This window comes from Dyadobacter sp. 676 (genome assembly GCF_040448675.1).
Taxonomy (GTDB): domain Bacteria; phylum Bacteroidota; class Bacteroidia; order Cytophagales; family Spirosomataceae; genus Dyadobacter.
Genome location: NZ_CP159289.1, coordinates 5,065,943 through 5,089,638, shown reverse-complemented (window position 1 = coordinate 5,089,638; position 23,696 = coordinate 5,065,943). Strand labels below are relative to the sequence as shown.

Here is a 23,696-nt window from a genome sequence, read left to right as displayed (position 1 = left end):
ATGCTTGCCAGGCAACGCCCTATCCGTTCCAGGTGTCTCTGCGGGTATAAAACTTCAATCTAAAATGCCACGCTATGAAAAGATTCCTGCCGTTCGTCGTTCTATTTCTCGTATTCAGCTGCTGGCCGCCCGGAATGGACCCGGACAGGAAGGCCGGCAAATTTCTTTCGGAGGTTGTGAATCTCGAAGAATTCAACTCGGAGCATGACGATTACAACTCCACTTTACCGCTTAACCGGCACGGTGAGGCCTACCTTGTATTCTCTTCAAAGCGCGACCGGAAAGACGTTTTCAACCTCACCTATTTTCCGGCATATTTGAAATATGACAAGCGCCTTGAATTGAAAAAAGGGAAAGAAAGGCCCGGTCTAAGCTACTATGAAATCTATGACGAAGCCCCACAGCTGATCAACAAAGCAAACGGCAATTTCAATGTATACGGTCCCAGACTGATTTCGCTCCAGCGGGACTTTGTCAACTATGGAACCGCCGACGACCTGTTTCTTTTCTATGCTGACGACTCTTCGGGAAAAATGGACATCAAATGCGCCCGACGCGGAACTGCCGCTCCCGAAGCTGTCAAATATCTGAATTCAAAGGCCAACGACGCTTATCCTGCTTTTTCATGGACGGGCGACCGGATCTATTTCTGCTCCGACCGCGATGGCAACTTCGATATCTACGAGGTGAAGATACCGCGGACGGAGACCGAACGAATTTCCATTGAAAGCCTCCTCGATCCTCCGAGTTACGAGCTGAGAAAAGTCGAAGAACTCTCGGGGCCGTATAATGACAAGTGCCCGTACATCCTGCACGATATGATGGTGTTTGTATCCGACCGGCCGGGGGGATCAGGGGGGCGAAGACATCTATTATTCCGAATATAAAAACGGGAAATGGTCGCAACCCGTCAATGCCGGGCCGCGGATCAACTCGGCTTACAAAGAGTACCGGCCCATCCTGCCCGACCTTTCCAATTTCAGTTACCATCTGATGCTCTTCTCCTCCAACCGGCCCGGTGGCAAAGGAGGGTACGACCTCTACATGACCGGGCTCAAAGAGCGCTGGTAGCTCTGTAAGATTCACTGCTGCACACGACCAAAAGCCGCCGTCATTTCCGCTTCGGAACGACGGCGGCTTTTGGTCGTATTGCGTTGTAACTCAGCATCGTCGGAATGGTTAAATTATTTCACAAATAAATACCACACATATGGCTATTTCTTGTAGTAAGATTTCAATTTAATCTTAGAAGTAATTTCTCCAATTATAAATTATGTATATTTCGCCATGAACCGGACGATATCAGTTGAAACCATCTGTAATTCTCCAGACCCTGCCAGCCACAGTCCTCAAAATGCGCTGATTAATAGAGATTTACTTAAAAGAACTACGTTATGAAAAACCTGGAAATGATCGGTGTTAGCCCGATGGAGCGGCCGGACGTGCCCCTTGCGTTAGCGCTGTCGGAAGCAGGAGCTTTCCCCGTAATCCACCTCGGACGAGATCAACAAACCGCTACGAACGCACTGGGAAAAATGACTTCCAGAAGCAGAAAGCCCTTCGGCGTATGCTTCTCCGAAAACACGCCGTTAACAATTTCTTTACCTGAGCAAGTAACCTTAGCAATACTACCATATGGTCTGACTTTTCCTAACCTTTCAAATTCCATCCGGATTATCCGCCAGGTCCGCAGCGTAGCCGAAGCGCGGCAGGCCAAAGCCGAAGGGGCCATGGGCGTCATCGCCAAAGGCAACGAAGGCGCCGGGCCGGTCAGCAACGACTCGTCTTTCATTCTTTTCCAACGTATAATGAAAGAAGTTAGCGACATTCCGGTGTGGGTACAGGGCGGGATTGGAATCCACAATGCCGCGGCCATTACCGCACTGGGCGGCAGCGGCGTTGTACTCGACAGCCAGCTATTGCCGTTTCCCGAAAGTTCGGCACCGGCTTCGTTAAAGGCTGTGAGCGAGAAACTCAACGGCAACGAAACACGTGTAATCGACGGCTTCCGCGTGCTCGTTCGTCCGAATTCGCCGGCATTGCCCGCGCAACCCACGCTGGGGGACCTGCAACCGTTCCTGCACACGGCAGACCTCGACAAAGGGTACATTCCACTCGGGCAGGACATTGCCATCGGAACCGACCTTGTAAAACAATATAAAAAGCTTCCGCGTCTTGTTTTCGCGTTCAGGGAAGCGATGTACGGACACCTGCGCCAGGCTAAAAACCTGAACCCGCTTGCTGCGCACAACACGCTCGCACAGGCGCTGGGCACCCGCTACCCGATCGCGCAAGGGCCTATGACGCGTGTGAGCGACGTTCCGGCGTTCGCACAGGCGGTTGCCAATGCGGGCGCATTGCCGTTCGTGGCATTATCGCTGCTGAAAGGCGACCAGGCCCGTAACCTCATTCGCGAAACCCGCGAACTGGCGGGCGACAAGCCGTGGGGCGTCGGTATCCTCGGTTTTGCCGACCAGGAACTCCGGGATGAGCAGCTTTCATACATTACCGAAGAAAAACCGCCGGTGGTGCTCATTGCGGGCGGAAGGCCATCACAGGCCAAGCCGCTGGAAAAACTGGGTATCAAAACATTCCTGCACGTGCCTTCCGCACCATTGCTGGATATGTTCCTGAAAGAAGGGGCTAAACGGTTTATTTTCGAAGGCCGCGAATGCGGTGGCCACGTAGGCCCGCTTTCCAGCTTTGTGCTTTGGGAAAAACAGATCAACCGGCTTTTGCAGGAAGAGCAAACCGGGCAGCTGGAAATATTCTTCGCCGGGGGAATCCATGACGATTTTTCGGCAGCCATGATCTCCGTGATGGCCGCGCCGTTAGCGGCAAGAGGCGTAAAAGTGGGTGTGCTCATGGGTACGGCTTATCTGTACACGCAGGAAGCGGTCGCTACCGGCGCCATTCTGCCACAATTTCAGGCCGAGGCTCTGAAGCAGACGGAGACCGTCCTGCTCGAAACAGCTCCCGGCCACGAGACCCGCTGCCTCGACTCTCCTTTCGCTTCCGATTTCAATGCGGAGAAAGCCCGGATGGAAGCGGCCGGTATGGATAAAAAGGAAATTTGGGCCGAACTGGAAAAACTGAATGTAGGCCGCCTGCGCATCGCCGCCAAAGGCATTGAAAGACAGGCCGGCAATCTGGTCGAGATCGGGCCGGCAGAACAGATGAGCCGCGGCATGTACATGATCGGGCAGGCAGCCGCCATGCTCGACAGAATAATGACCATGAACGAGCTGCACGAGCAGGTAGCAACCGGTCATTATGCGCATATTGCAGGCGCTTCTCTGCCCAAAGCGCCCAGAAGGAAGAAAAAAGCATTGAATGTAGCCATCGTAGGTATGGCCTGCATTTACCCGGGAGCACGGAATATCGAAGAGTTCTGGGCCAATATCCTGGCCGGCAGGGATTGGGTAACCGAAGTGCCCGACGATCGCTGGAACAAGGCGCTGTACTATGACCCCACCGTTTCGGACGGCAGCAAATCGCATTCGAAATGGGGCGGTTTTATACCAAAGATCGATTTCGATCCCGTAGAATTCGGCATTCCGCCGCAATCGCTGGCGGCTATCGACCCGACCCAGCTTCTGAGCTTGCTCGTAGCGAAGCAGGCGCTGGAAAACGCCGGGTACGGCGACGACGTCAACCGCGAAAACGTATCCGTGATCATCGGTGCGGAAGGCGGTAACGACCTCGCAAATAATTACGGTTTCCGCTCCCTTTTTACGCAATTTTTTGGTGAAATACCCAAAGAACTCGACGACGCGCTGCCCAAACTGACCGAGGATTCGTTCCCCGGCGTGCTGGCCAACGTAATCTCGGGCCGTATCACCAACCGCCTGAACCTGGGCGGCCGGAACTATACTGTGGACGCAGCCTGCGCCTCATCGCTGGCTGCCATCGACCTGGCGTGCCAGGAGCTCGTATTGGGCCGCTCCGAGATGGTCCTCGCCGGTGGCGCCGACCTTCACAACGGCATTAACGACTACCTGATGTTTTCCAGCACCCACGCGCTCTCGCGCAAGGGCCGATGTGCCACCTTCGATGCCGAAGCCGATGGTATCGCGCTTGGCGAAGGCGTTGCGATGGTCGTTCTGAAACGTGAAGAGGACGCCTTGCGCGACGGCGACAGGATCTATGCGGTAATCAAAGGTGTAGGCGGATCGAGCGATGGCAAAAGCCTGGGCCTCACCGCGCCGCGCAAGTCGGGACAGGTAAAAGCGCTGGAACGTGCCTATGACCAGGCGGGCATTTCTCCGGCCGAACTCGGCCTTGTGGAAGCGCATGGCACAGGCACGGTAGTGGGAGACAAAACCGAGCTCAGCGCACTGACCGAAATGATGCTGGCCTCCGGAGCATTGGTCGCCCAAACTCATCTGGGGTCGGTCAAAACGCAGATCGGCCATACCAAATGTGCAGCGGGCCTCGCAGGCCTCATCAAGGCGACGCTCGCCGTGTACCATGGTGTCAAACCGCCGACCATTAACCTGAAAACGCCGAACACTTACTATAACCCTGAAACCAGCCCATTTGCATTCCAGACCAAACCCGCGCTGTGGACCGATAACCGCCGGGTGGCGGGTATCAGCGCGTTCGGGTTCGGCGGAACAAACTTCCATGCCGTTATCGAAAGTGCCCCTGTGAAAAAACCGCGAAAATCGGTGAAGGCATGGCCCGCCGAAATGCTGATTTTCCGCGGGGAAACACTAGCCGAGGCGCAGAAACTTGCGAAGGCCACTCACGACATTCTCGAAAACGAATCGGTTTCGATGCGCGACGTCGCCAACAGCCTGAACCTGTACAGTGAAAAGCCTGTACAACTGAGTATTATCGCCGAAAACCACGCGGATGCACTTACTAAGCTGAATATTGCACAATCCGGCACGGAAGCAAAGGGTATTTATTATACTAAAGCAACGGGCGGCAAAGTTGCATTTATGTTCCCCGGCCAGGGGAGCCAGCGGGTGGATATGGCACGCGAGCTCTTCGTTGCGTTCCCGGCGATGCGGAAGCTGTTGAAAAAACACCCTTCGTATCAACCTATCATTTTTCCCGATGCCGTTTTCGATGAGCAATCGGCCAAAGCGCAGAAGGAGAAGATCAGGGACACGCGCGTCGCGCAACCCTTGCTGGGTATAGTGGACCTCGCCGTCGCCGATTTGCTGAAAGATTTTGGCATACACCCCGACATGGTGGCCGGCCACAGCTACGGCGAACTGCCGGCACTTTGTTTCGCGGGGGTATTCGAGGACAGCCAACTGGTTACCCTCAGCGAAAAACGCGCAAAATCGATTCTTGACGCGATCGGCGACGATAATGGAGCCATGGTAGCCGTCAATTGCCCCGAGGACGAACTGACCCGCATCGTTTCGGAGATTAACCACATTTACCCGGTTAACCACAACTCGCCGCGCCAGTGGGTGCTTGCCGGTACAACGCCGGCCATAGCCGAACTCACCGCAAAACTGACCGAACTGAAAATCTCCTTCCGCCAGTTGGAAGTAGCCTGTGCCTTCCACAGCCCGCTTCTGGCCGGTTCGAAAGATTTATATGCCGAGGTATTACGCGACGTGCGGTTCAGCGAACCGTCGCTGACCGTGTGGTCGAACACAACCGCCGCTCCCTACCCTGCTTCACCGGAGGCGATCAAGGAACGTCTGGCCGATCATCTCGTGAGGCCGGTGCGCTTCTCGGAAGAAGTCGCGCAGATGTACGACGACGGTGCACGCATTTTCATCGAAGTAGGCCCGGGCAAAGTGCTTACAGGCCTCACGAGATCGATTTTGGGCAAGGAAGAAATTTGCCTCTACACCGAAGACAAAGACCAGGGGGGCATTACGCAGCTGCTGCACACATTGGCGGGCTACGTTGCCACAGGCAGAAATATTGATTTCAATAAACTGTTCGAAGACCGCGACGCGCGCCTCCTCGATCTCGACAAACCGCAACAATACCGCAAGAGCCTCACTACCTGGATAGTGGACGGCCAAATGGCGCTTCCGCTCCACGGCAAACTGCCGGAGCACGGCGCAATGCCCGTAACCGAGCCGCTCCAACTCGCCGCATTCCGCCAGCCGGCAGCGGCCCCGGTGGGCGGCACGGAGGCCGAACGCGTGATCCACGAATACCTCAACAGCGTGAAATACCTGATCCAGGCGCAGCGCGATGTCGTATTGGGTTACCTCGGCCAGTCGGTGCCTCCGTCGCGAAATATCGAGGTCTATGAACCGGCTGCTTTGGGCGGGCTCGCTGCCAATGCACCGTCGCCGGTACCGATCGAGATAGAAAAAGCGGTGACAGCGCAGGAAACGAACGTCGCCAGACCGGCCGCAATCGATGTGAAAGCATTGGTGATGCAGGTGATCAGCGACAAAACCGGCTATCCGCAGGAAATGCTCGGTTTGGATATGGACCTGGAAGCCGACCTCAGCATCGACTCTATCAAACGCATGGAGATCATCGGCGAGCTGCGCAAACAACTGGGCGGCTTCGATGCCGGCCCGCAGAATGAGGAAACGATAATCGAGCAATTAGCTGCCATCAAAACTTTGAACTTATTGATCAACTGGATCACCGAGCATCAACAGCAGAGTGCCCCGGTTACCGGGAATGTACCATTGAGCAAACTGACGGTTACGCAGGATGGCATCATCGAGGAATGGTCGGAAAGCCGCATTAAATCCGTGCTGTTGGAGGCTGTAAGTGCCAAAACCGGTTATCCGCAGGAAATGCTCGGCATGGATATGGACCTGGAAGCCGACCTGAGCATCGACTCCATCAAGCGCATGGAGATTATCGGCGAACTGAAAAACAATATCGACGGGCTCATCCAGATCTATCAGGAACGCGGCGAAGAGCTGGTTGAAAAACTGGCATCCATCAAAACGCTGAACGGGCTGATCGACTGGCTCTCGGAAGCACTTTCCGGTGCGCAGGACTCCATTCAAAAAGCGGAAAGCCTGAATGTAACCCCGGTCCCGAAAGCTGCATTGAACGAAAAACTCTCGCGCCTCAGGTTCGAACTGACGCCGTCGGTTATCCCGGCCCTCAACCCGGCTGCGATAAAAGGGAAACGTTTCGCCGTCACCGACGATGCCGGCGACGTAGCGACATCCATTAAAGCCCTTTTCGAGCAGCATGGTGCGACGGTAAGCATTATTTCGACCGAAGAATCGTTGCAGGGCTTCGAGGGGCTCATTATCCTGAATATTTTCACTTCGCGACTGAAACCGACTATCATCGAGTCGTTCTCGCTGATCAAAAAGCTCGATTTCAGCAAGGTGAAATGGATTTACACAGTGTCCGACACCCAGAGCGCGCTCGATAAGGATACCGATGTAAAGCTGCTCCGCCATTTCCAGGGATACGCCGGACTTCTGAAAAGCCTCGACAAGGAATACGATCAAACCAAGTGCCGGCTTATCAGCATTACCTCGCAGCTTCCGGCCGGGAAAATCGCGTCGGTGACACTGAACGAAATACTTCACACCGACGAGCCTTGTGAAGTTGTGTACGAAGGCGACCAGCGGAAAACCGTCGAACTGATCCGTTCCGAAATCCCGACCGGCGCCGATCCGGACATTCATCTGGACAAAAAATCGGTGGTACTTGCATTGGGTGGCGCACAGGGCATTACTTCCGAGCTGATCGTGCGGTTCTCGAAGGATTATCCCTGCCATTACGTGCTCGTCGGGCGCTCGCCGGACCCGCGTAGCCGGGAGGACCAATCGCTGGCCGGTTTGAAGAATAAAGAAGAAATCCGTAAACGGCTCATTGCGTCGGGGCAGATCAAAACGCCGGCCGAAATCGAGAAAAAGACGGAGGAAATATACAAAGCCAACCAGATCCTCGGCACCATTTCCGCCCTGGAAGCAAATGGCTCGACCGTTACTTACCATTCGCTGGATTTACGTGACGAAAAAGCGCTGATCGCGATGGTGGAAGGTTTATACGAACAATTTGGCCGCATCGACGGCGTGATCCATGGCGCAGGCTTACTGGAAGACAAACTGTTCCATCAGAAAACGCCGGAATCGTTCGAGCGCGTAATGTCGACCAAAGTGACCCCTCTGCGCGTCCTGGCCGAGCATTTGAGGGATGACGTACAATTCGTGACCCTGTTTTCGAGCGTGGCCTCGGTGTACGGCAGCCGCGGGCAAACCGACTATGCGGCGGCCAACAGCGTGCTGGACAAATATGCCCGCGAGCTTCAAAAGAAAATCAAGGGCAAGGTAACGGCTATCAACTGGGGGCCATGGAAGGGTACCGGCATGGTATCGCCTTCGCTCGAAAGGGAATACGAACGCCGCGGTATCCCGCTGATCCCGCTGGGCGACGGCATGGAAACATTTGTCAATGAACTGAAATACGGAACCGAAAGCCAGGTGCTGATCATGGCCGAATAGTGTGCCCGAAGCATTGTACAAATTGTGACCATCATGAAAAGAAATGCAGATATCGCCATTATCGGAATGTCGGGTATTTTTCCGGGGGCGGGCGATCTGGGGGCCTTCTGGGAGAACATCAGCGCTGGTGTGGACGCCATTGAGACAGTGCCCGAAAACCGGATGGGCGGCCTGTTTTTTGAAGAAAACGGGCCGGGCGTCGGAATGGCTGCCGACCGGTTCTACTGCCGGCGCGGCGGTTTTATAGACAATTACGCCGAATTCGACCCGATCCAGTTCGGCATATTGCCACTGGCCGTGGAAGGCACCGAGCCTGAGCAGTTGCTTGCCCTCAGCCTGGCGCACAAAGCATTGGCGGACGCCCGCGCATTCACTAATGGCGCCAATTTTGCCAAAACCGGAATTATCATCGGTAAAGGCAATTACACCGGTCCCGGGGCGACCCGCGCGATCGAGATCGTGCGCACCGGGCAGCAAATCGTAGAAGTGCTGCAGAACATTCTTCCCGATCTCAAAAGCGAAGACCTCGAAAGGGTAAAAAAGGAATTTCAGCAAAAAAAAGGCCGTTTTTCAGCCGATACCGCGATGGGCCTCATTCCTAATCTGACGGCGTCGCTGGTGGCCAACCGCCTCGACCTCGGCGGTACCGCTTACACATTGGACGCGGCCTGCGCAAGTTCGTTGATCGCGATCGATCATGCCGTGCAGGAACTGAACTCAGGCAGGGCCGATATGATGATCGCCGGCGGGGTACACGCATGCCAGAACGCACCGTTCTGGAGCATATTCCACCAATTGGGCGCATTGTCCCGAAACCAGCAGATCAGGCCGTTCGACCGGCGTGCCGACGGATTGCTTATCGGCGAGGGCTGTGGTTTCATTGTATTAAAAAGACTTTCGGACGCTATTGCCGGCGGCGACCGTATTTATGCCGTGATCCAGGGAGTGGGCGTATCGAGCGACGGCGCGGGTGCGAGCGTAATGAGCCCTACCGTGCACGGCCAGGTGAAAGCCATCCGCCAGGCCTGGGAAATGGCCGGTATCAGTACCAACGAGATCGGCTATCTCGAAGCACATGGAACCGGCACGCCGTTGGGCGATAAAACCGAGCTGGAAACACTTGCCGCAGTTTTCGGGCAAGGTGGAGCCAAAGCGGGAATCGGGTCGGTTAAATCGATGATAGGCCATGCGATGCCTGCTGCTGGCATTGCGGGGGTTATCAAAGCCGTCCTGGCGTTGTATCACGGCCAACTGCCTCCCACCCTGCATTGCGAAGAGCCCGTGGAGGCGTTAGCCAATACGCGTTTCGAACCGGTAAAACAACTTACCGACTGGCAGCAATCGGGTTTGCCGCGGTATGCGGGGGTGAATGCATTCGGTTTTGGCGGTATTAATGCGCATATTGTGCTGGAAGGCTGGGACAAAAGTCCTAAAAAGCGGGCAACTGTTGCAACAGGGGGGGGATCCGAATGTCGCGGCCCGCGACGAAGTTTTACTCCTCGCTCGACCGACGCACGAAGCATTGCTCAAAGCGCTGGAAGCCGGCGAAAAAGAAACCGGCAGCGGCAATTACCGCGTGGCCGTTTTCGAGCCGACTCCCGAACGCATTGCCAAGGCTATCAAGATAGTTTCCAAAAACAATGTCTGGCGGAATAAGCAGGATATCTGGTACACCTACGAACCTCTGCTGGCCAACGGCGGCAAAACCGCGTTCATCTTCCCTGGTCTCGACGGCCTTGCCGGTGGAGAAACAGACAGCGTGGCGGATTACTTTAACCTGCCCCGGTTCGAAACCAACGGGACGACCGGCGAACAATCGGTTTTCAACACAGCCATGAAGCTGCTCGAAAAAAGCAGGATTCTCGACTCGGCCCTTAAAAAACTGGGTGTAAAACCCGATATGAATGCAGGTCACAGTCTCGGCGAATGGCTTGCCGGGCGCTCGTCCGGCCTGGCCTCCGAAGCGTCCGTACTGCAACTTCTTACCCGGCTAAACCCTGAACTTTTCGAAGTCAAAAACACCCGGTTCCTCGCGGTGGGCTGCGGCTACGATCAATTGAAACCCTGGCTCGAAGGACGTCCCGACATTTATTTGTCGATCGACAATTGCCCGCAGCAGGTGATCCTTTGTGGTACCGTCGAAGCTGTCGAGGATTTCTCGGCCGTTCTCCGCGCGCATCAGATCTTCCATCAGCAGCTTCCGTTCCAGTCCGGCTTCCATTCGCCTTTCGTCAAGGACAAGCTGGACCGGATACTGGACGGGCTCGAAACGATGGAATTCCGGCAAACGGGTATTCCGTTGTGGTCGGCCACGACGCTGGACCTTTATCCGGAATCATTCGACGAAATCCGTTCGCTTAGCATCGAGCACCTTGTGAAACCGGTGCGCTTCCGCGAGTTGATCGACAAATTGTATGCCGAGAATGTCCGGATGTTCGTGCAGGTAGGTTCGGGCGGGCTTGTAGGCTTCGTAGACGACACGTTGAAAGGGAAATCGTACAGCGCCATCGCCTCGAATGTACCGATCCGCGGCGGGTTACAGCAAATCCAGCGCGTGATGGCCGCATTGTTCGTGGAAGGCAAGGCGATCGACCTCACATTCATGGGCGTCGGGGCGCAGCAAACGGCGCGCAAACCAATGAAGCTGCAATTGGGCTCTCCATTCGTGACATCATTCGATTCCCTTAAAAAGATTACGGTGCACCAGCCGAAAAAGGAGCTTGCGCTCGACGACGTGGCAAATCCGGTGATGCGGGCATTGTCGGCCAACCTGCATGAAATTGCACTGGTGCAGTCGGAAATCGCCGGACTGATCCGTAACCGGCCGGTAGCGGCACCTGCCGCACGCGCCAACGTCCGGCCGGAGACCATTAAACAGCCCGCACAGCGCGCGCCATTTAAAAAACAGCTCGACGTATCCCTGCAAAACAGCCCCTGGCTCATCGACCATTCGCTCCTCAAACAAAAGCCGGGCTGGCATTGTGTGGAGGATATGGACCCGGTAATCCCAATGACAATGATCTTCGAAGTTTTCGGCGACATCGCGCGCGAGCAGGCGCCCGGGCTGCGCGTACAGAAAATCATGGCTATCAAGGTATTCCAATGGATGAATGTGGTGGAGCCCTTCCGCGAAACCGTGACCGGCGAATGGAAAAACCCTGCCCTCGTTTACCTCGACCTTGACAAATACGCGAATGCGGAAGTGCAGCTTTCGGAAACGAAGGGTGTACCCGAAGCAACCGGTTACGATATCGGCGAGTCGCTCGGTATAACCATTACGCCCGAGCAGATTTACCGCGAAAATATGTTCCATGGCCCCGCTTACCAGGGTATCCGGGAGGTAAAAAGCATCGCCCGGAACGGTATTACCGGGCTTATTTCCGGCAGCGCCGGCAAGGGCTCTCTGCTCGACAACGCGGGCCAACTCTTCGGGCTGTGGCTGCAACTGACATTGACCAAAGATCGGATCGCCTTCCCGGTGAAGATCAACGAAGTGGAATTCTACGGCGAAATGGAGGACCAGGCGGGTATTTTCGAATGCACCTGCCGCCTTACCGAGCTCACCGACGAATTCGCCACCGCCGATTTCATTCTCAAACGCGACGGCGAAGTGTGGTCGATCATCCGTGGTTGGCAAAACCGCCGTCTGGAAATCGACGACAAGCTCTGGAACGTATCGATGGCACCCTTGCAAAACGTGCTTTCGGAAGAAGTGGCGCCCGGCGTGTTCCTTTTCCGCAATGCTTACCAGCGTGTTGTTTCGTGGGATTTTATTTTAAAAAGATATTTTAACCAGCCCGAAAAGCAGCACCAGCGAAGCCTGATGCCTAATAAAAAGAAGGAATGGATGATCAGTCGGGTCGCGGCCAAGGATGCCACGCGTATGCTGCTGCTGCGCTCGCGGGGGGAAGCTTACTTTCCGATCGAGTTCGAAATCCGTTCCGACGGGGTGGGCAAGCCGTTCCTGGATGGCCCGATGACCGGAGGCATTCATATTTCCCTGGCTCATAAGAACCTCGAAGCGGTCGCGATTGCCAGCGACAAAGGTCCGGTGGGGATCGATATCGAAGAAATACAACCGCGGAGCTCAGGTTTCACGGAGATCGTTTTCACACCTTTGGAAATGGCGCTGCTGGAAGGCCGGGACCAGGACGAATGGATGACCCGCTGCTGGGTGGCGAAGGAAGCATTCGGCAAAATGCTGGGAAAAGGGCTTATGGGTAACCCCAGGGCTTATCAGATTGAAGAAATTAAAGAAAATGCATTACGCATTCAGGACACCTGGATCAATACTATCAAACATTTTAATTACATCATCGGATGGACCAACTGATACAAGAAAACAAGCTGAGCAAGGAGGAAGTTTTTGAAACGCTCAACCAGTTCATCGCTGAGGTAATTGGCGAGGAGTTTGTGGAGGAAATGGATATCACGCCTGCCAGCTCGTTTACCAAAGACCTCGAAATGGACAGTATAGAGATCGTCTCATTTTCGGAAAAAGTCAAAAACCATTTCGGACCGAACATCGATTTCACCGGTTGGCTGTCGAACATGGACCTGGACGAAATCATCCAGCTGAAACTCGAAGACATTATCAATTACATCCGGGAATGCCAGTAATCACCTTGCCAAACGTTCGCCTGCATGTACAGGAGCTGAATCCGGAAGGCCCGGAGACGATCATTATGATCCACGGGATGTTCAGCAACCTGGCTGTATACTATTTCAATATCGCCCCTATGCTCGCGGCGCATTACCGCGTGGTGCTGTTCGATATGAAAGGTCACGGCATGAGCGAGAAAGTGCGGACCGGCTACGACCTGACATCGATGACCGACGACCTTAGCGACCTGATGGACACGCTCGGTATCGGCTCGGCGCATCTGGCCGGTTACAGCTATGGCGGGCTCGTGGCATTGAAAATGGCCACCCGGTTCCCCGGGCGCGTAGGCAAGCTGGCGGTCATCGAAGGTCCCGATCCCAGCGAACAGGAAACGTTGGCGATCATCGATACATACAGCAAGGAGTTTCTGATCCATTACATCGAAAACTTCGCCGACACCACACGTCTGCTTGCAGGCAAGCGGCAATTGGAAAAAAATCACCGGATGTATGAGTTTTTGTTCAATGAGACTTCCATCCGGTCGGACATGGAATCGGAGAAAACGTTCTTCGACGACCCATCGGTGGCGGCGATTCCGCATGAGACATTGCTGATTTACGGCGAAATGTCGAATTGCGTCCCCTCCGGGCACACACTGGCCGCAAAACTCCGAAACGCGAGGCTGGTACTCGCTCCCGGCGATCACAATGTACCCGTGCAGCAACCGGAAATCATCGGAAAACAATTGACAGAATTTTTCAGACGGCCGTTGACTGAAGTCGACGGAAATGGATTTGAGAAATTCATAGTAGATAATAGATAATCCTCAGCCCCGGACTTGGTCTGGGGAATGATAATAACCCGGCACCATGCCCAAATACGCATTTATCGTCCCGCCGCTAACCGGCCACATTAACCCGACCCTCTCGGTAGGCGCAGAGCTTCTGGCGCTGGGCCACGAAGTGGCCTGGATCAGCCTTGACGAGCAATTACAGACAAAGTTGCCTGCGGGCGGCCAGTTACTGCCGATCCGCTACGACCAGGACGATTCCGAAAAACAGGCCAATGCCGAATACCTCGATATCATTACCAAAAAGAATGTCTATGGCATCGAGAGCATCAAGTTCCTGTACGAGGAAGTCCTCGTGCCGTTGAACCGCTATATGTTCGACGGCATTATGCAAATCCTTCGCAGCTGGCAACCCGATGTGGTCATCAACGACCATCAGGTTTTCGCCGGTGGCATGGCCGCGCATTTGCTGGGCATCCCCTACGCCACATCGGTAACCGCGCCGGCTGCCGTGAAAATGATGGAGGACCTGCCTAAAATCCACGAATGGGAAGTAAAACAAATCATTGGTCTGCAACAGGAGCTCGGCATTAAAGGCGAAAAATCGCTGGCGACATCCGAGCTTTTGACGCTCGTTTTCACGTCCAGGGCATTCTTTGGCGAAATGGAACTGCCCAACTACTACCGCTTTCCCGGCCCGGTTATCGCCAACCGCATTGCCGATATACCATTCGATTGGGAAAGATTGAAGAACCAGACGGCCCCCAAAATCCTCATTTCCATAGGCACCACTTTCGATCATCAGTTCAAAAGGGATTTTTTTACCAAAGTAATCGATGCGTTCGGAGAGGGTGAAATATTTGTGATAGTGGTTTCTGACGAGACTTTGTTCGAAACCTGGCCTTCCAATTTCCTGGTGCAGCAGCGGGTGCCACAGCTCGAATTACTGCCCCACCTCGATGGCGTGGTGTGTCACGCCGGCCATAATACCGTTTCGGAAACGCTATCCAACGGCCTGCCGCTCGTAGTGATCCCGATCGCTTACGACCAGTCGCACGTGGCCGGGCGCGTGGTGGCGAACGGATGCGGCGTAAGGCTCAATTTCAACCGGTTTAAAGCGCCGCATCTTAGAAATGCGGTCGACGAAATTTTAAATTATCCGGGCTACCGGCTCGCCGCGGAGTGCATCCGGGAGTCGTTCCGGGAAGCGGGCGGCACCGCAACCGCAGCCCGCTGGCTCGATCAGATATCCGTTAATGTCTTCCAGAATGTCTTCCAGAATGGCTAAATTTTTATTTGTAGTACCTCCTTTTTTCGGACATATCAGCCCTACCCTCAGCGTGGGCGCCAGCTTGCTTGCCAAAGGCCATGAAGTGGCGTGGACCGGGCTTATTCCCCTTTCAGACAAACACATTCCGGAAGGCGGGCGGTACATCCTGCCGGAAGAGGAGCTCGCACCGCATCGGGACGAGATCGACCGGATCCTGAAACGCCAGGACGACGGGCCATCCCTGTCGGGTCCGGAAGTGATGAAACTTGCCCTGGAAGAAACTTATATTCCCTTTGCCCGGATGATGGTGCCCGGCGTCTCGCGCGTGAGCGACGACTTCCAGCCCGATGTGATCGTCAACGACTGCATTACCTTCGCCGGCGCGCTGGTCGCGTACCTCAAAGGCATTCCGTGCGTCACGACCACGCCCGTGCCGCCCGATGTAATGGGCGATACCGCCAACTCGGCGCCCAGGATCTTCGAGTGGCAGCAGAACCTGATCAAAGGCCTTCAACGCGAGCTGGGCATTTATACCGACGAGTTTGTGATCCATTCGCACCGGATGAATATCGTGTTCACGTCGGGAGAATTCGCCGGTTTTCCCGACCCGGAACCGCATATGAAGTTCGTAGGCCCTGTGAATGGCCGGCCCAACGACACCCCTTTCGACTGGGAGAGGCTTGAAAAAGCCACTACACCTAAGGTATTTGTATCGCTCGGCACGTTGCTGGTCGATATCCGCAGGGAATTTTTTTGAAACTCATCGAAGCATTCGGCAACGAGCCGATCACCATCGTGGCGGCTACCGATCCGTCGGTAATCGACGAATGGCCGGAAAACTTTATTGTGCAGGGCTTCGTGCCCCAGGCGGAGATTATTCCTAAAATGGACGCCGTAATCTGCCACGGGGGCTTCAACACGGTGAACGACACTTTCATGAACGGCCTGCCGATGCTTATCACGCCCATCGCATACGACCATTTCCACACCGCGGCATTGATCGAGCGTGCGGGCTGCGGGATTAAGGTGAGATACAAACGCCTCCGGGTCGCCGACGTGAAAAACGCCATGTGGGAACTGCTCGAAAACCCGAAGTACCGCAAGGCGGCGCAGCATGTCCGGGATACTTTCCAGGCGGCAGGCGGTAATGTCAAAGCCGTGTCGCTCCTCGAAGATTTCGCGCTTGTCCACCGTGTAACCGAAAATGCCTAACGGATGAAACGAAACCTGCTTTTCCTCGAAAGAGTGCTGTTTGGCGATGGTACCGAGCCATTCCACGGGGTTTATGCCCTCAAAATCAATGGAGAGATCGACCATGTGCGGCTGACGATCGCACTCACCCGCTTGCAGGAAAAGTATGCGATGCTACAAACGGCCATCGGCACCGATGCCCATGGAGCACCGTATTTTCACATCCCGGTTTCCCGGCCGCATATCCCGCTCAGGATCGTGGAACGGACAGGTGACCACGACTGGAACCGCGAAACGGTCCGCGAGCTGGGAACTTCGTTCGATATAAAGAACGGTCCGCTGCTGCGCGTTACCTGGGTCCGCTCCGGGGAGGTCTCCGACCTGGTTATGGCTTTCCATCATTGCATGTGCGACGGCGGTTCCGGCGTGGCATTGCTTACGGATTTGCTGACCTTGCTGGACGATCCCCAGGCCGAGATCGGCAAAGCACCGGTATTTGGAAGCATTCGCGACCTTATACCGGCCGAAATACTGGATAATCGCCGCAGCCGGCTCAAAGCCACACTTTCCGCCGCGCTGGTTCATGCCGGGTTGGCGTTAGGCTCATTATTTATTAATAAAAAACAAAAACCAGCCCCGCGTTCGGGCGATTACCTGATCAACTGGAAACTTGCCGCCAACCAGTCGAAAGCGCTATTCGCCTATTGTAAAAAAGAAAGCGTAACGGTGAATACCGCCATCGGTCTGGCTTTGCTCGAGGCATTTAAGGCCATAAATGGCGAAGGTTCGCATGGCAAGGCGACCTGCCCCGTAGATATCCGCCGCTACATGCCGGAGGTGAAACGCGACATGCTCTTTTCATACGGCCTCGCGCTGAATATAGATCTGGCACAATCCATCGGCACCAGTTTCTGGGCGAGGGCCAAAGCCTTGCAGGAGCATGTTTCCAGGCAAATGGCGAAACTTAATCCCTACGAATTCACCATGATCATGGAGGCATCGCACAAATCGGTCCGCCGATTGCGCGAGTTTCTGACCTACGCCAAAGTAGGCAACGATTTTATGTTCTCCAATATGGGCAAGCTCGATATCCCCTCCAGGTACCGGAACTTCACGATCGATACGATTTACAGCCCGACGGTGATCGGGCCATTTGCCAACCCGAACACGATCATTACCACTACTTTTAACGGACAGATGGATTTTTCGTTTGTCTCGAACGAAGCGTTCCTGCCCCGCGAAACAGCCATGCAAATCCGCGAAAAGGCTATGCAAATCCTTTTTCAAACCGTTGCCGTGACAGATTCCGTGCGTTTATGAAAAGAAAAATGGGTTTCCTGGAAGCTTCCATGTACGCGGGCGCCGACACGCCCGTAAATGTGGTATTTCCGGTGACAGTAGATGGGTATTTCGAGGAAACGGACGTTCGTGAAGCATTGCGGAAAATGCAGCAAAAGCATCCGTTCCTGCGGGTCACCGTAGAAACGGGCGCCGATGGCATCCCATGGTACGTAACCCGGGAGCCGATACAGCCAATCCCGCTCCGCGTTACCGGGCGACATTCGGATAACGACTGGGCGGCAGAGGCCGAAACCGAATGGGACACGCCGTTCAACCAGCCCGACGCACCGCTTGCGAGGGTGGTCTGGGTCCGCTCTCCGCAGGTCTCCGAACTGTTGTTCGTTTGCCACCATTGCATTGGCGACGCCACTTCCGTGATGACGCTCATGCGCGAGCTGCTCGAATGCCTCGCCGACCCGGAAACCTGCCTGCAACCCTATCCGCCGTTTTTCCCCGAAGCGCTCGTGCCTGCCAATGTCCGCCGCAATTTGCTCAACCGCCTTGCGGGAAAGTCCCTTGCCGGCGTTACCCGCCTGTTCCTGCTGGCCGTAGCCTGGATGAAAGAGGTAAAAAAGGACCGTTTTTACACGATCCGCTGGAAACTGGGCCCGGAAGAAACGGCTGCATTGCTATCGGCGTGCAAAGAAAAGGACGTTAACCTCAACACGGCGCTGATCCTGGTGTTCATGCGCGCATTCCAGCGTACCGTGCGCACGAGCGGAAATATGTTCGCGTCGGTGGATATGCGCAGGTTTTTACCCGAAATCGCGAAAGATCACCTGTTTGCGTTCCCTTCGATGGTAGGACTTAAAACGCCTGCGGACGGTACCGGTTTTCGTGAACAGGCCAATGCATTGAAAAACCGCCTGTACAAGCAGATAGCCGCAACGAACGCTCCCAAGCTGCTGTTTTTCAGCGAATACCTTTTGCCGCTTTATCCCCGAAGCATCCGGTATGCCAGGGCCGGAAAGGGCGCGCACGATTTCGCATTCGCCAACCTCGGCCGCATTCCGCTCGGCGAAACCTACGGACAATTACGTGTTACCGACGTTCACAGCCCTCTGTCGCGGTTTCCGATGGGGAATCCGTCCAAAGTGTCGGTCTCGACGTTCGGCGGGCGTATGGACTTTGCATTTCACTCCGAAGAAGGCTATATCTCCTGTCAGGATGGTAAATCCATTACGGAAACAGCCATGACATTACTCAGACAACACTTAATGGAAGCCCAACCTATTAGCATTACGGATTGAAATGAACAGACAGATGATTGTCGGGGAGCGTATTATGTATGCAGACGGACTTGCCCCGGTGAACTGCGTTTTTACGGCCACTATCGAAGGAAATATTTCCCTTGAACAGGTAAACGAAGCCCTGGCTAAAATACAAAACCGGCATCCGCTATTAAGGACCAATGTCCGGAGAAGCAAGACAAATGTCCCGATATTTGTTACAAATCCGCAGGTGCAGCCTATCCCCGTGGAGGTAACCGACAGGACATCCGACATTCACTGGCAGGACGTCAGTCGGCGGGAATGGGAGAAACGATTCGATCTGGAAAACGGGCCGGCGGCCAGGCTGATATGGTTGCGGTCGGAACCCGTTTCCGATTTGTTGCTCGTGTGCCCGCATTGCGTATGCGACGGCTCGGGGTTTGTGACGCTCATGCGTGAGCTGCTGACGCTGCTCGACGATCCCGAGGTGCCCCTGGAACCTTACGAAGGCATTCTGTCGATTGATTCGCTGGTGCCCGCGTCGGTCCGTAACAGCAAAGTGATCCATTGGAAGGGAAAGCTGTTTTCGGCACTTGCCAAGGGGCTTTTTGCCGTCTTGAATCCGAAGCCAACCCCTCGCCCGGGCAACTTCTATTTTCTCACGCACACGCTCGATCGCGACACGACCAACGCGCTCGTCAGGAAATGTAAGGCCGAGAAAACGACCGTCCAGGCTGCGTTGTGCACCGCTTCATTGCTGGCGCACCAGTCGGTAAGAGGGAAATCCGCTCGGAATAAGGTCATTAGCCCCGTCGATATTCGTCGCTATTTGCCAGCGATCGGCCGCGATCACCTGTTCGCATTTGCGCCGATCGTCGAACTTTCGCTTGCGCAAAAAGACGCGCAACGCGATTTTTGGTCCGAAGCCCGCCGGTTAAAGGACGATCTTGTAGAGAAGGCCGAAAAGGTGAATGCCGCGGAGATGATGTTCATTACCGAATACTTTCACAGCTCAACCGGCGCATTGCTGCGCCATATGCGTTCCACCAAGGGTAGCCACGACCTCACTATCTCCAACATGGGTATCCTCGACATACCGGCGACGTATAACAATTTCAGCGTTCGTGCTATACACAGTCCCTCCGTAGGCTTTCCCTGGCGTAATCCAAACACGCTGGTAGTAAGTACCTTCGCCGGACGAATGGACTTCTCCTTTTGCTCTCACGAAAGCTTTCTGCCGATGATCGACGCGGAGAAGATTTGCAGGGAAGCGATGTGGCTGTTGTTGGAAGGCGCTCGCACTTCGGCTACTCAGCAGGTGTAAGGATAGTTTTCATTAACGTGCCGTATTTCTGAACTTTGCGGGAACTCACGTTAAAATACCAAAATCTAGCTAGCCGTATTTCCCTTCAACAGCATTCCCATGGCATCGCTCAGTGACCCGGCGCGGTTTACTTCGCCGGAATTCACGAAAAATATTTCATCGGCGTTCTCGATCGTGTTGAGACGGTGGGCGATAATAACCTGCGTGGTCGATTCGGGAAGTTGTTTCAGGATATCCCCGAGAAGCTTTTCGGTGACCGTGTCTATGTTGGCCGTGGCTTCGTCGAGGATCAACAGCTCGGGGCTCCGCAAAACGGCGCGCATGAAGGCAATGAGCTGCTTCTGGCCCAAGCTCGTGCTGTCGCCGGTTGCGGAAACTTTCGTGTCCAGGCCGTCTTCGAACAACGCCAGTATTTCTTCCAGGTTTGCGCTTCGGATCACCTGTTCCAGCTGGTCGTTGGAATAATCTTTCAACTGCTCATTCCCGTAAAGAATGTTCTCACGGATCGTGCCGGTGAACAGGAACGGTTCCTGTAAAATAAAACCGATCTTCCGGCTGCGCTCTTCGGGAGTATAAGTCCGGATGTCGCGGCCGTCGAGCAGCACAGTTCCCTCTCCGGGGTCGTACAAGCGCGCGATGAGCGAAGCCGTGGTGGTTTTGCCGCCGCCGGTAGGACCGATCAGCGCGTAAGTTTTGCCCCGTTCCAGCTTAAAATTCACCTGGTGCAGTATTTCACGACTATCGTAACCAAAGCGCACGTCGCGGAATTCCAGCAATGCGCCATCGGCTTGTCGGGGCGCTTCGGCCACGGTGACAAGGTCGGTTTCCAGCGCGAGGATTTGCGAAATACGGTCCCAGCCGGCCATCGCCACCTGGAAACTCGTCCACAACGCCGCCAGTTGCCTCAACGGGTTGTAAAAATTTACGGCATAAGCGAGGTAGCTGACCAGCAATCCGACCGTAAACTCACCTATGCTGATCAAATGAATGCCGTAGGTCAGCACGAGGAGCTGCGCGATATTGGAAAAGAAAGAATAAGTGGGCAAAAAAATGTTGTTGGCCAGACCGGCGCGGATTGCCGTCCGGTAGTTTTGCAGATTGGCCAACTGAAAGCGTTGCCTGAAATAATCGCGTCGGTTGAAAGCGATCACGACTTTGAAATTGTTCAGACTCTCCTGGATCTCGGCACTCAGCGCCCCGGTGCTTTTCAGGTTTTGGGCGTTGGTCGCCTTTACCCACGGCGAAAGCGCCATTGTAAAAATGAGGATCACCACCGCCGGCGCCAGGGCCGCTGCGCCCAGTTTTACATTGATTACCAATAGAAAAATACCCGCGCCCAACATTGTGAAAATGCTTCCCATGAATTGCATCAGCGACTGCGAAAAGAACTGGTTCAGTTTGTCGGTGTCGTTATTGACGCGCGAGATCAGGTCACCGGCCTTGTTCTGATTGAAAAAAGCGACCGGAAGCTGCTGTAACTTGTTGAAAATGGCATTACGGAGGGTGAAAAGCAACCGCTGCCCTACCCCGCCCATCAGCTTCGTCTGGGTGTAGGCGGTCGCCAGCCCCAGCAGATACATCGCCAACAAAATGCCGCCGAAAACGAGCAGGCCGTGGAACTGCTTCGTTACCACATACCGGTCTATCGCATGCCCGATCAGGAACGGCCCGAAAAGGTTCACGGCCGTGTTGAGCGTCATGGCGCACACCGCCAGTGCCAGGTTTCCTCGCTCATGGGCGATAAGGGTCAGCAACTTGCCCAGCGCCTTGAATGTGGAGGCTTTTTGCTGTTCCTCAGACAGCTTGTTAAGATCGTAATTCATAGTTGCTGGTACTTTGTTGCGAATTGAAAATCTGAACATATTCGGGGCTCGTCTCGATCAGTTCGCCATGCGTCCCGCAGCCGATCAGCTCACCTTCCATTAGCACGGCAATCTGGTCGTAATGCTCGATCGCCGCGATTTTCTGCGTTACGGAGATAAGCGTGATGCCCGGATAATTCCGCTCCACATTCGCGAGGATCTTCTTTTCGGTGTTGGTATCGACACGGGCTGTAAAATCGTCGAGCAGCAACACCTTCGGATTGATTGCAAGCGCCCTCGCCAGCATAATCCGTTGCTTTTGCCCTCCCGAAAGACTCGCCCCCCGCTCCGAGACAACAGTATCCAGCCCATCGGGCAAAGTTTCGAGAAATGCGGCCAGCTCGGCGGTGTCGACGGCTTTTTGCAGCGATTCGTTGGTCACCGTCGTACTGAACGCGATGTTTTCGCGAATGCTCATATTAAAAATAATGCTGTCCTGAAATACGAAGCCAACCTGCCGGTGAAACGATTCGGCGTCGTAATAACCGATCGGGTGGCCGTCGTAGCCGACACTTCCCTCCTGCGGCTGAATGAGCCCCGTGAGCAGGTAAAGCAGCTGCGTTTTCCCCGCCGCGGTCGGTCCGATCACGGCAATGCGCGACCCTGGTTTTACAGACAGGCTTACATCCTTCAACGCCGGTTTTTCGCCATAGCGGACTGTCACATTCCGCAATTCGATACCGCCTTGCAACGCCTCCCGGGAAGAACCTCCCTCCACCGGGTCGGGCATGTTCAGCACGGCTGAAATCCGTTGGTAGGAAGCCGTGGACTGGGCGATCACGTTGCTCATAAAGCCGATTACCAGAATCGGAAAAATAAGAATGGCCAGGTAACTGTTGAACGCAGCGAAGCTACCGAGCGTCATTTCGCCCTCGATTACAAAATGCCCGCCCAGTACCAGGATCGTCAGCATCGAAAGGTTCGCAATGAACGTCACCACCGGGATCAGCCCCGCAAAAAGGTTCAGGATCGCCAGTCCGAACCCCTTTGCCTTCGAATTCGCTTCCAGAAACTTGGCATATTCGAGCTGCTGCGAATTCACGACGCGGATCAGGGCCGAGCCCAGGATGCTTTCATTGATGATCTTGTTGAGCCAGTCGATCACCTCGCGGCTCTGCACAAATAAAGTCCTTACTTTCTTCAAGGTAATGGCGAACATTACCCCTATTACCGGAATGATCGCCAGGATCGCCAATGCCAGTTTCCAGTTGATCGTCAGCAGCAGAATACTTGCGCCGATAATGATAAATATCGAAGAAACGATCGCGACAATGGCCTGGGAAACGAACAGCTTGATCGAATCGATGTCGGCCGTCAGGTTGGTCAGCAGCTTGGCGGCGGTAGTCTGTTCGATGAATGCGTGGCTTTGCTTCGAAATCTTGTCGGACAACCTGGTACGCAGGTCGCGGGCCACTTTTTCGGAGGCATAGGTCTGGATAACGCTTTGCAGGTAACCGAACAGGAAAACGAAAACCACGGCGCCCGTGAATTCGATGAGGGTCCGGTTCAGATCGAAACGGTGGTGCGTGTAGTCGTCGATGCCGTCGGCCACCAGTTTGGGCAGCCAGAGATTAATGCCGTTGCTGAGTAATGCGAATAGCAACAGCAAGGCAATCAACCCCTTGTATGGAGCCAGAATGCTGGATATACCCGGCTGTTTCGGCGCTCCGGGGTTGGCTTTTTCGGACAT

Annotated in this window: 15 protein-coding genes; 13 read left to right on the top strand and 2 right to left on the bottom strand. The window is 54.7% G+C overall.

The genetic code is table 11. The features are described 5' to 3' along the window. Positions 1-74: 74 nt before the first annotated feature. From ABV298_RS22650 to ABV298_RS22590, 13 genes are all read left to right on the top strand, one after another. On the top strand, positions 75-887 hold the full coding sequence (locus ABV298_RS22650; protein ID WP_353718434.1) for a hypothetical protein: 813 nt from the start codon (positions 75-77) through the stop codon (positions 885-887). Continuing rightward, entirely contained in the window at positions 829-1,071 is a 243-nt protein-coding gene (locus ABV298_RS22645; protein WP_353718433.1) for a hypothetical protein, read from the top strand. The genes ABV298_RS22650 and ABV298_RS22645 overlap by 59 nt, the downstream gene beginning before the upstream one ends. A 323-nt stretch (positions 1,072-1,394) precedes the next feature. Continuing rightward, the gene (locus ABV298_RS22640; protein ID WP_353718432.1) at positions 1,395-8,414 is read left to right on the top strand and encodes an SDR family NAD(P)-dependent oxidoreductase; all 7,020 of its coding nucleotides are present in this window, start codon (positions 1,395-1,397) and stop codon (positions 8,412-8,414) included. A gap of 33 nt (positions 8,415-8,447) precedes the next feature. Continuing rightward, positions 8,448-10,070 (top strand): polyketide synthase, encoded by a 1,623-nt coding sequence (locus ABV298_RS22635; protein WP_353718431.1) that lies wholly within the window; start codon positions 8,448-8,450, stop codon positions 10,068-10,070. Between the two features lie 178 nt (positions 10,071-10,248). Further along, a complete protein-coding gene (locus tag ABV298_RS22630; RefSeq protein ID WP_353723226.1) occupies positions 10,249-12,747 on the top strand; it encodes an acyltransferase domain-containing protein in 2,499 nt (832 codons plus the stop codon). Then, positions 12,735-13,034, top strand: coding sequence for a phosphopantetheine-binding protein (locus ABV298_RS22625; RefSeq protein ID WP_353718430.1), 300 nt, complete (start codon positions 12,735-12,737; stop codon positions 13,032-13,034). Before ABV298_RS22630 ends, ABV298_RS22625 begins: the two co-directional genes overlap by 13 nt. Continuing rightward, positions 13,025-13,840, top strand: a complete 816-nt coding sequence (locus tag ABV298_RS22620) for an alpha/beta hydrolase (protein WP_353718429.1) — start codon at positions 13,025-13,027, stop codon at positions 13,838-13,840. The genes ABV298_RS22625 and ABV298_RS22620 overlap by 10 nt, the downstream gene beginning before the upstream one ends. A 46-nt stretch (positions 13,841-13,886) precedes the next feature. Then, positions 13,887-15,095, top strand: a complete 1,209-nt coding sequence (locus ABV298_RS22615; RefSeq protein WP_353718428.1) for a nucleotide disphospho-sugar-binding domain-containing protein — start codon at positions 13,887-13,889, stop codon at positions 15,093-15,095. Continuing rightward, on the top strand, positions 15,088-15,834 hold the full coding sequence (locus ABV298_RS22610) for a hypothetical protein (protein WP_353718427.1): 747 nt from the start codon (positions 15,088-15,090) through the stop codon (positions 15,832-15,834). Before ABV298_RS22615 ends, ABV298_RS22610 begins: the two co-directional genes overlap by 8 nt. Continuing rightward, positions 15,831-16,289 (top strand): nucleotide disphospho-sugar-binding domain-containing protein, encoded by a 459-nt coding sequence (locus ABV298_RS22605; protein WP_353718426.1) that lies wholly within the window; start codon positions 15,831-15,833, stop codon positions 16,287-16,289. Before ABV298_RS22610 ends, ABV298_RS22605 begins: the two co-directional genes overlap by 4 nt. A gap of 3 nt (positions 16,290-16,292) precedes the next feature. After that, positions 16,293-17,588 (top strand): condensation domain-containing protein, encoded by a 1,296-nt coding sequence (locus ABV298_RS22600; RefSeq protein WP_353718425.1) that lies wholly within the window; start codon positions 16,293-16,295, stop codon positions 17,586-17,588. Then, positions 17,585-18,859: a condensation domain-containing protein gene (locus tag ABV298_RS22595; protein ID WP_353718424.1), complete on the top strand. Its 1,275-nt coding sequence runs from the start codon at positions 17,585-17,587 to the stop codon at positions 18,857-18,859. Before ABV298_RS22600 ends, ABV298_RS22595 begins: the two co-directional genes overlap by 4 nt. A 1-nt stretch (position 18,860) precedes the next feature. Beyond that, positions 18,861-20,144 (top strand): condensation domain-containing protein, encoded by a 1,284-nt coding sequence (locus ABV298_RS22590; RefSeq protein ID WP_353718423.1) that lies wholly within the window; start codon positions 18,861-18,863, stop codon positions 20,142-20,144. Between the two features lie 65 nt (positions 20,145-20,209). Here ABV298_RS22590 and ABV298_RS22585 read toward each other — a convergent pair whose 3' ends face one another. Further along, on the bottom strand, positions 20,210-21,967 hold the full coding sequence (locus ABV298_RS22585) for an ABC transporter ATP-binding protein (RefSeq protein WP_353718422.1): 1,758 nt from the start codon (positions 21,965-21,967) through the stop codon (positions 20,210-20,212). Continuing rightward, a complete protein-coding gene (locus ABV298_RS22580; RefSeq protein ID WP_353718421.1) occupies positions 21,951-23,696 on the bottom strand; it encodes an ABC transporter ATP-binding protein in 1,746 nt (581 codons plus the stop codon). The genes ABV298_RS22585 and ABV298_RS22580 overlap by 17 nt, the downstream gene beginning before the upstream one ends.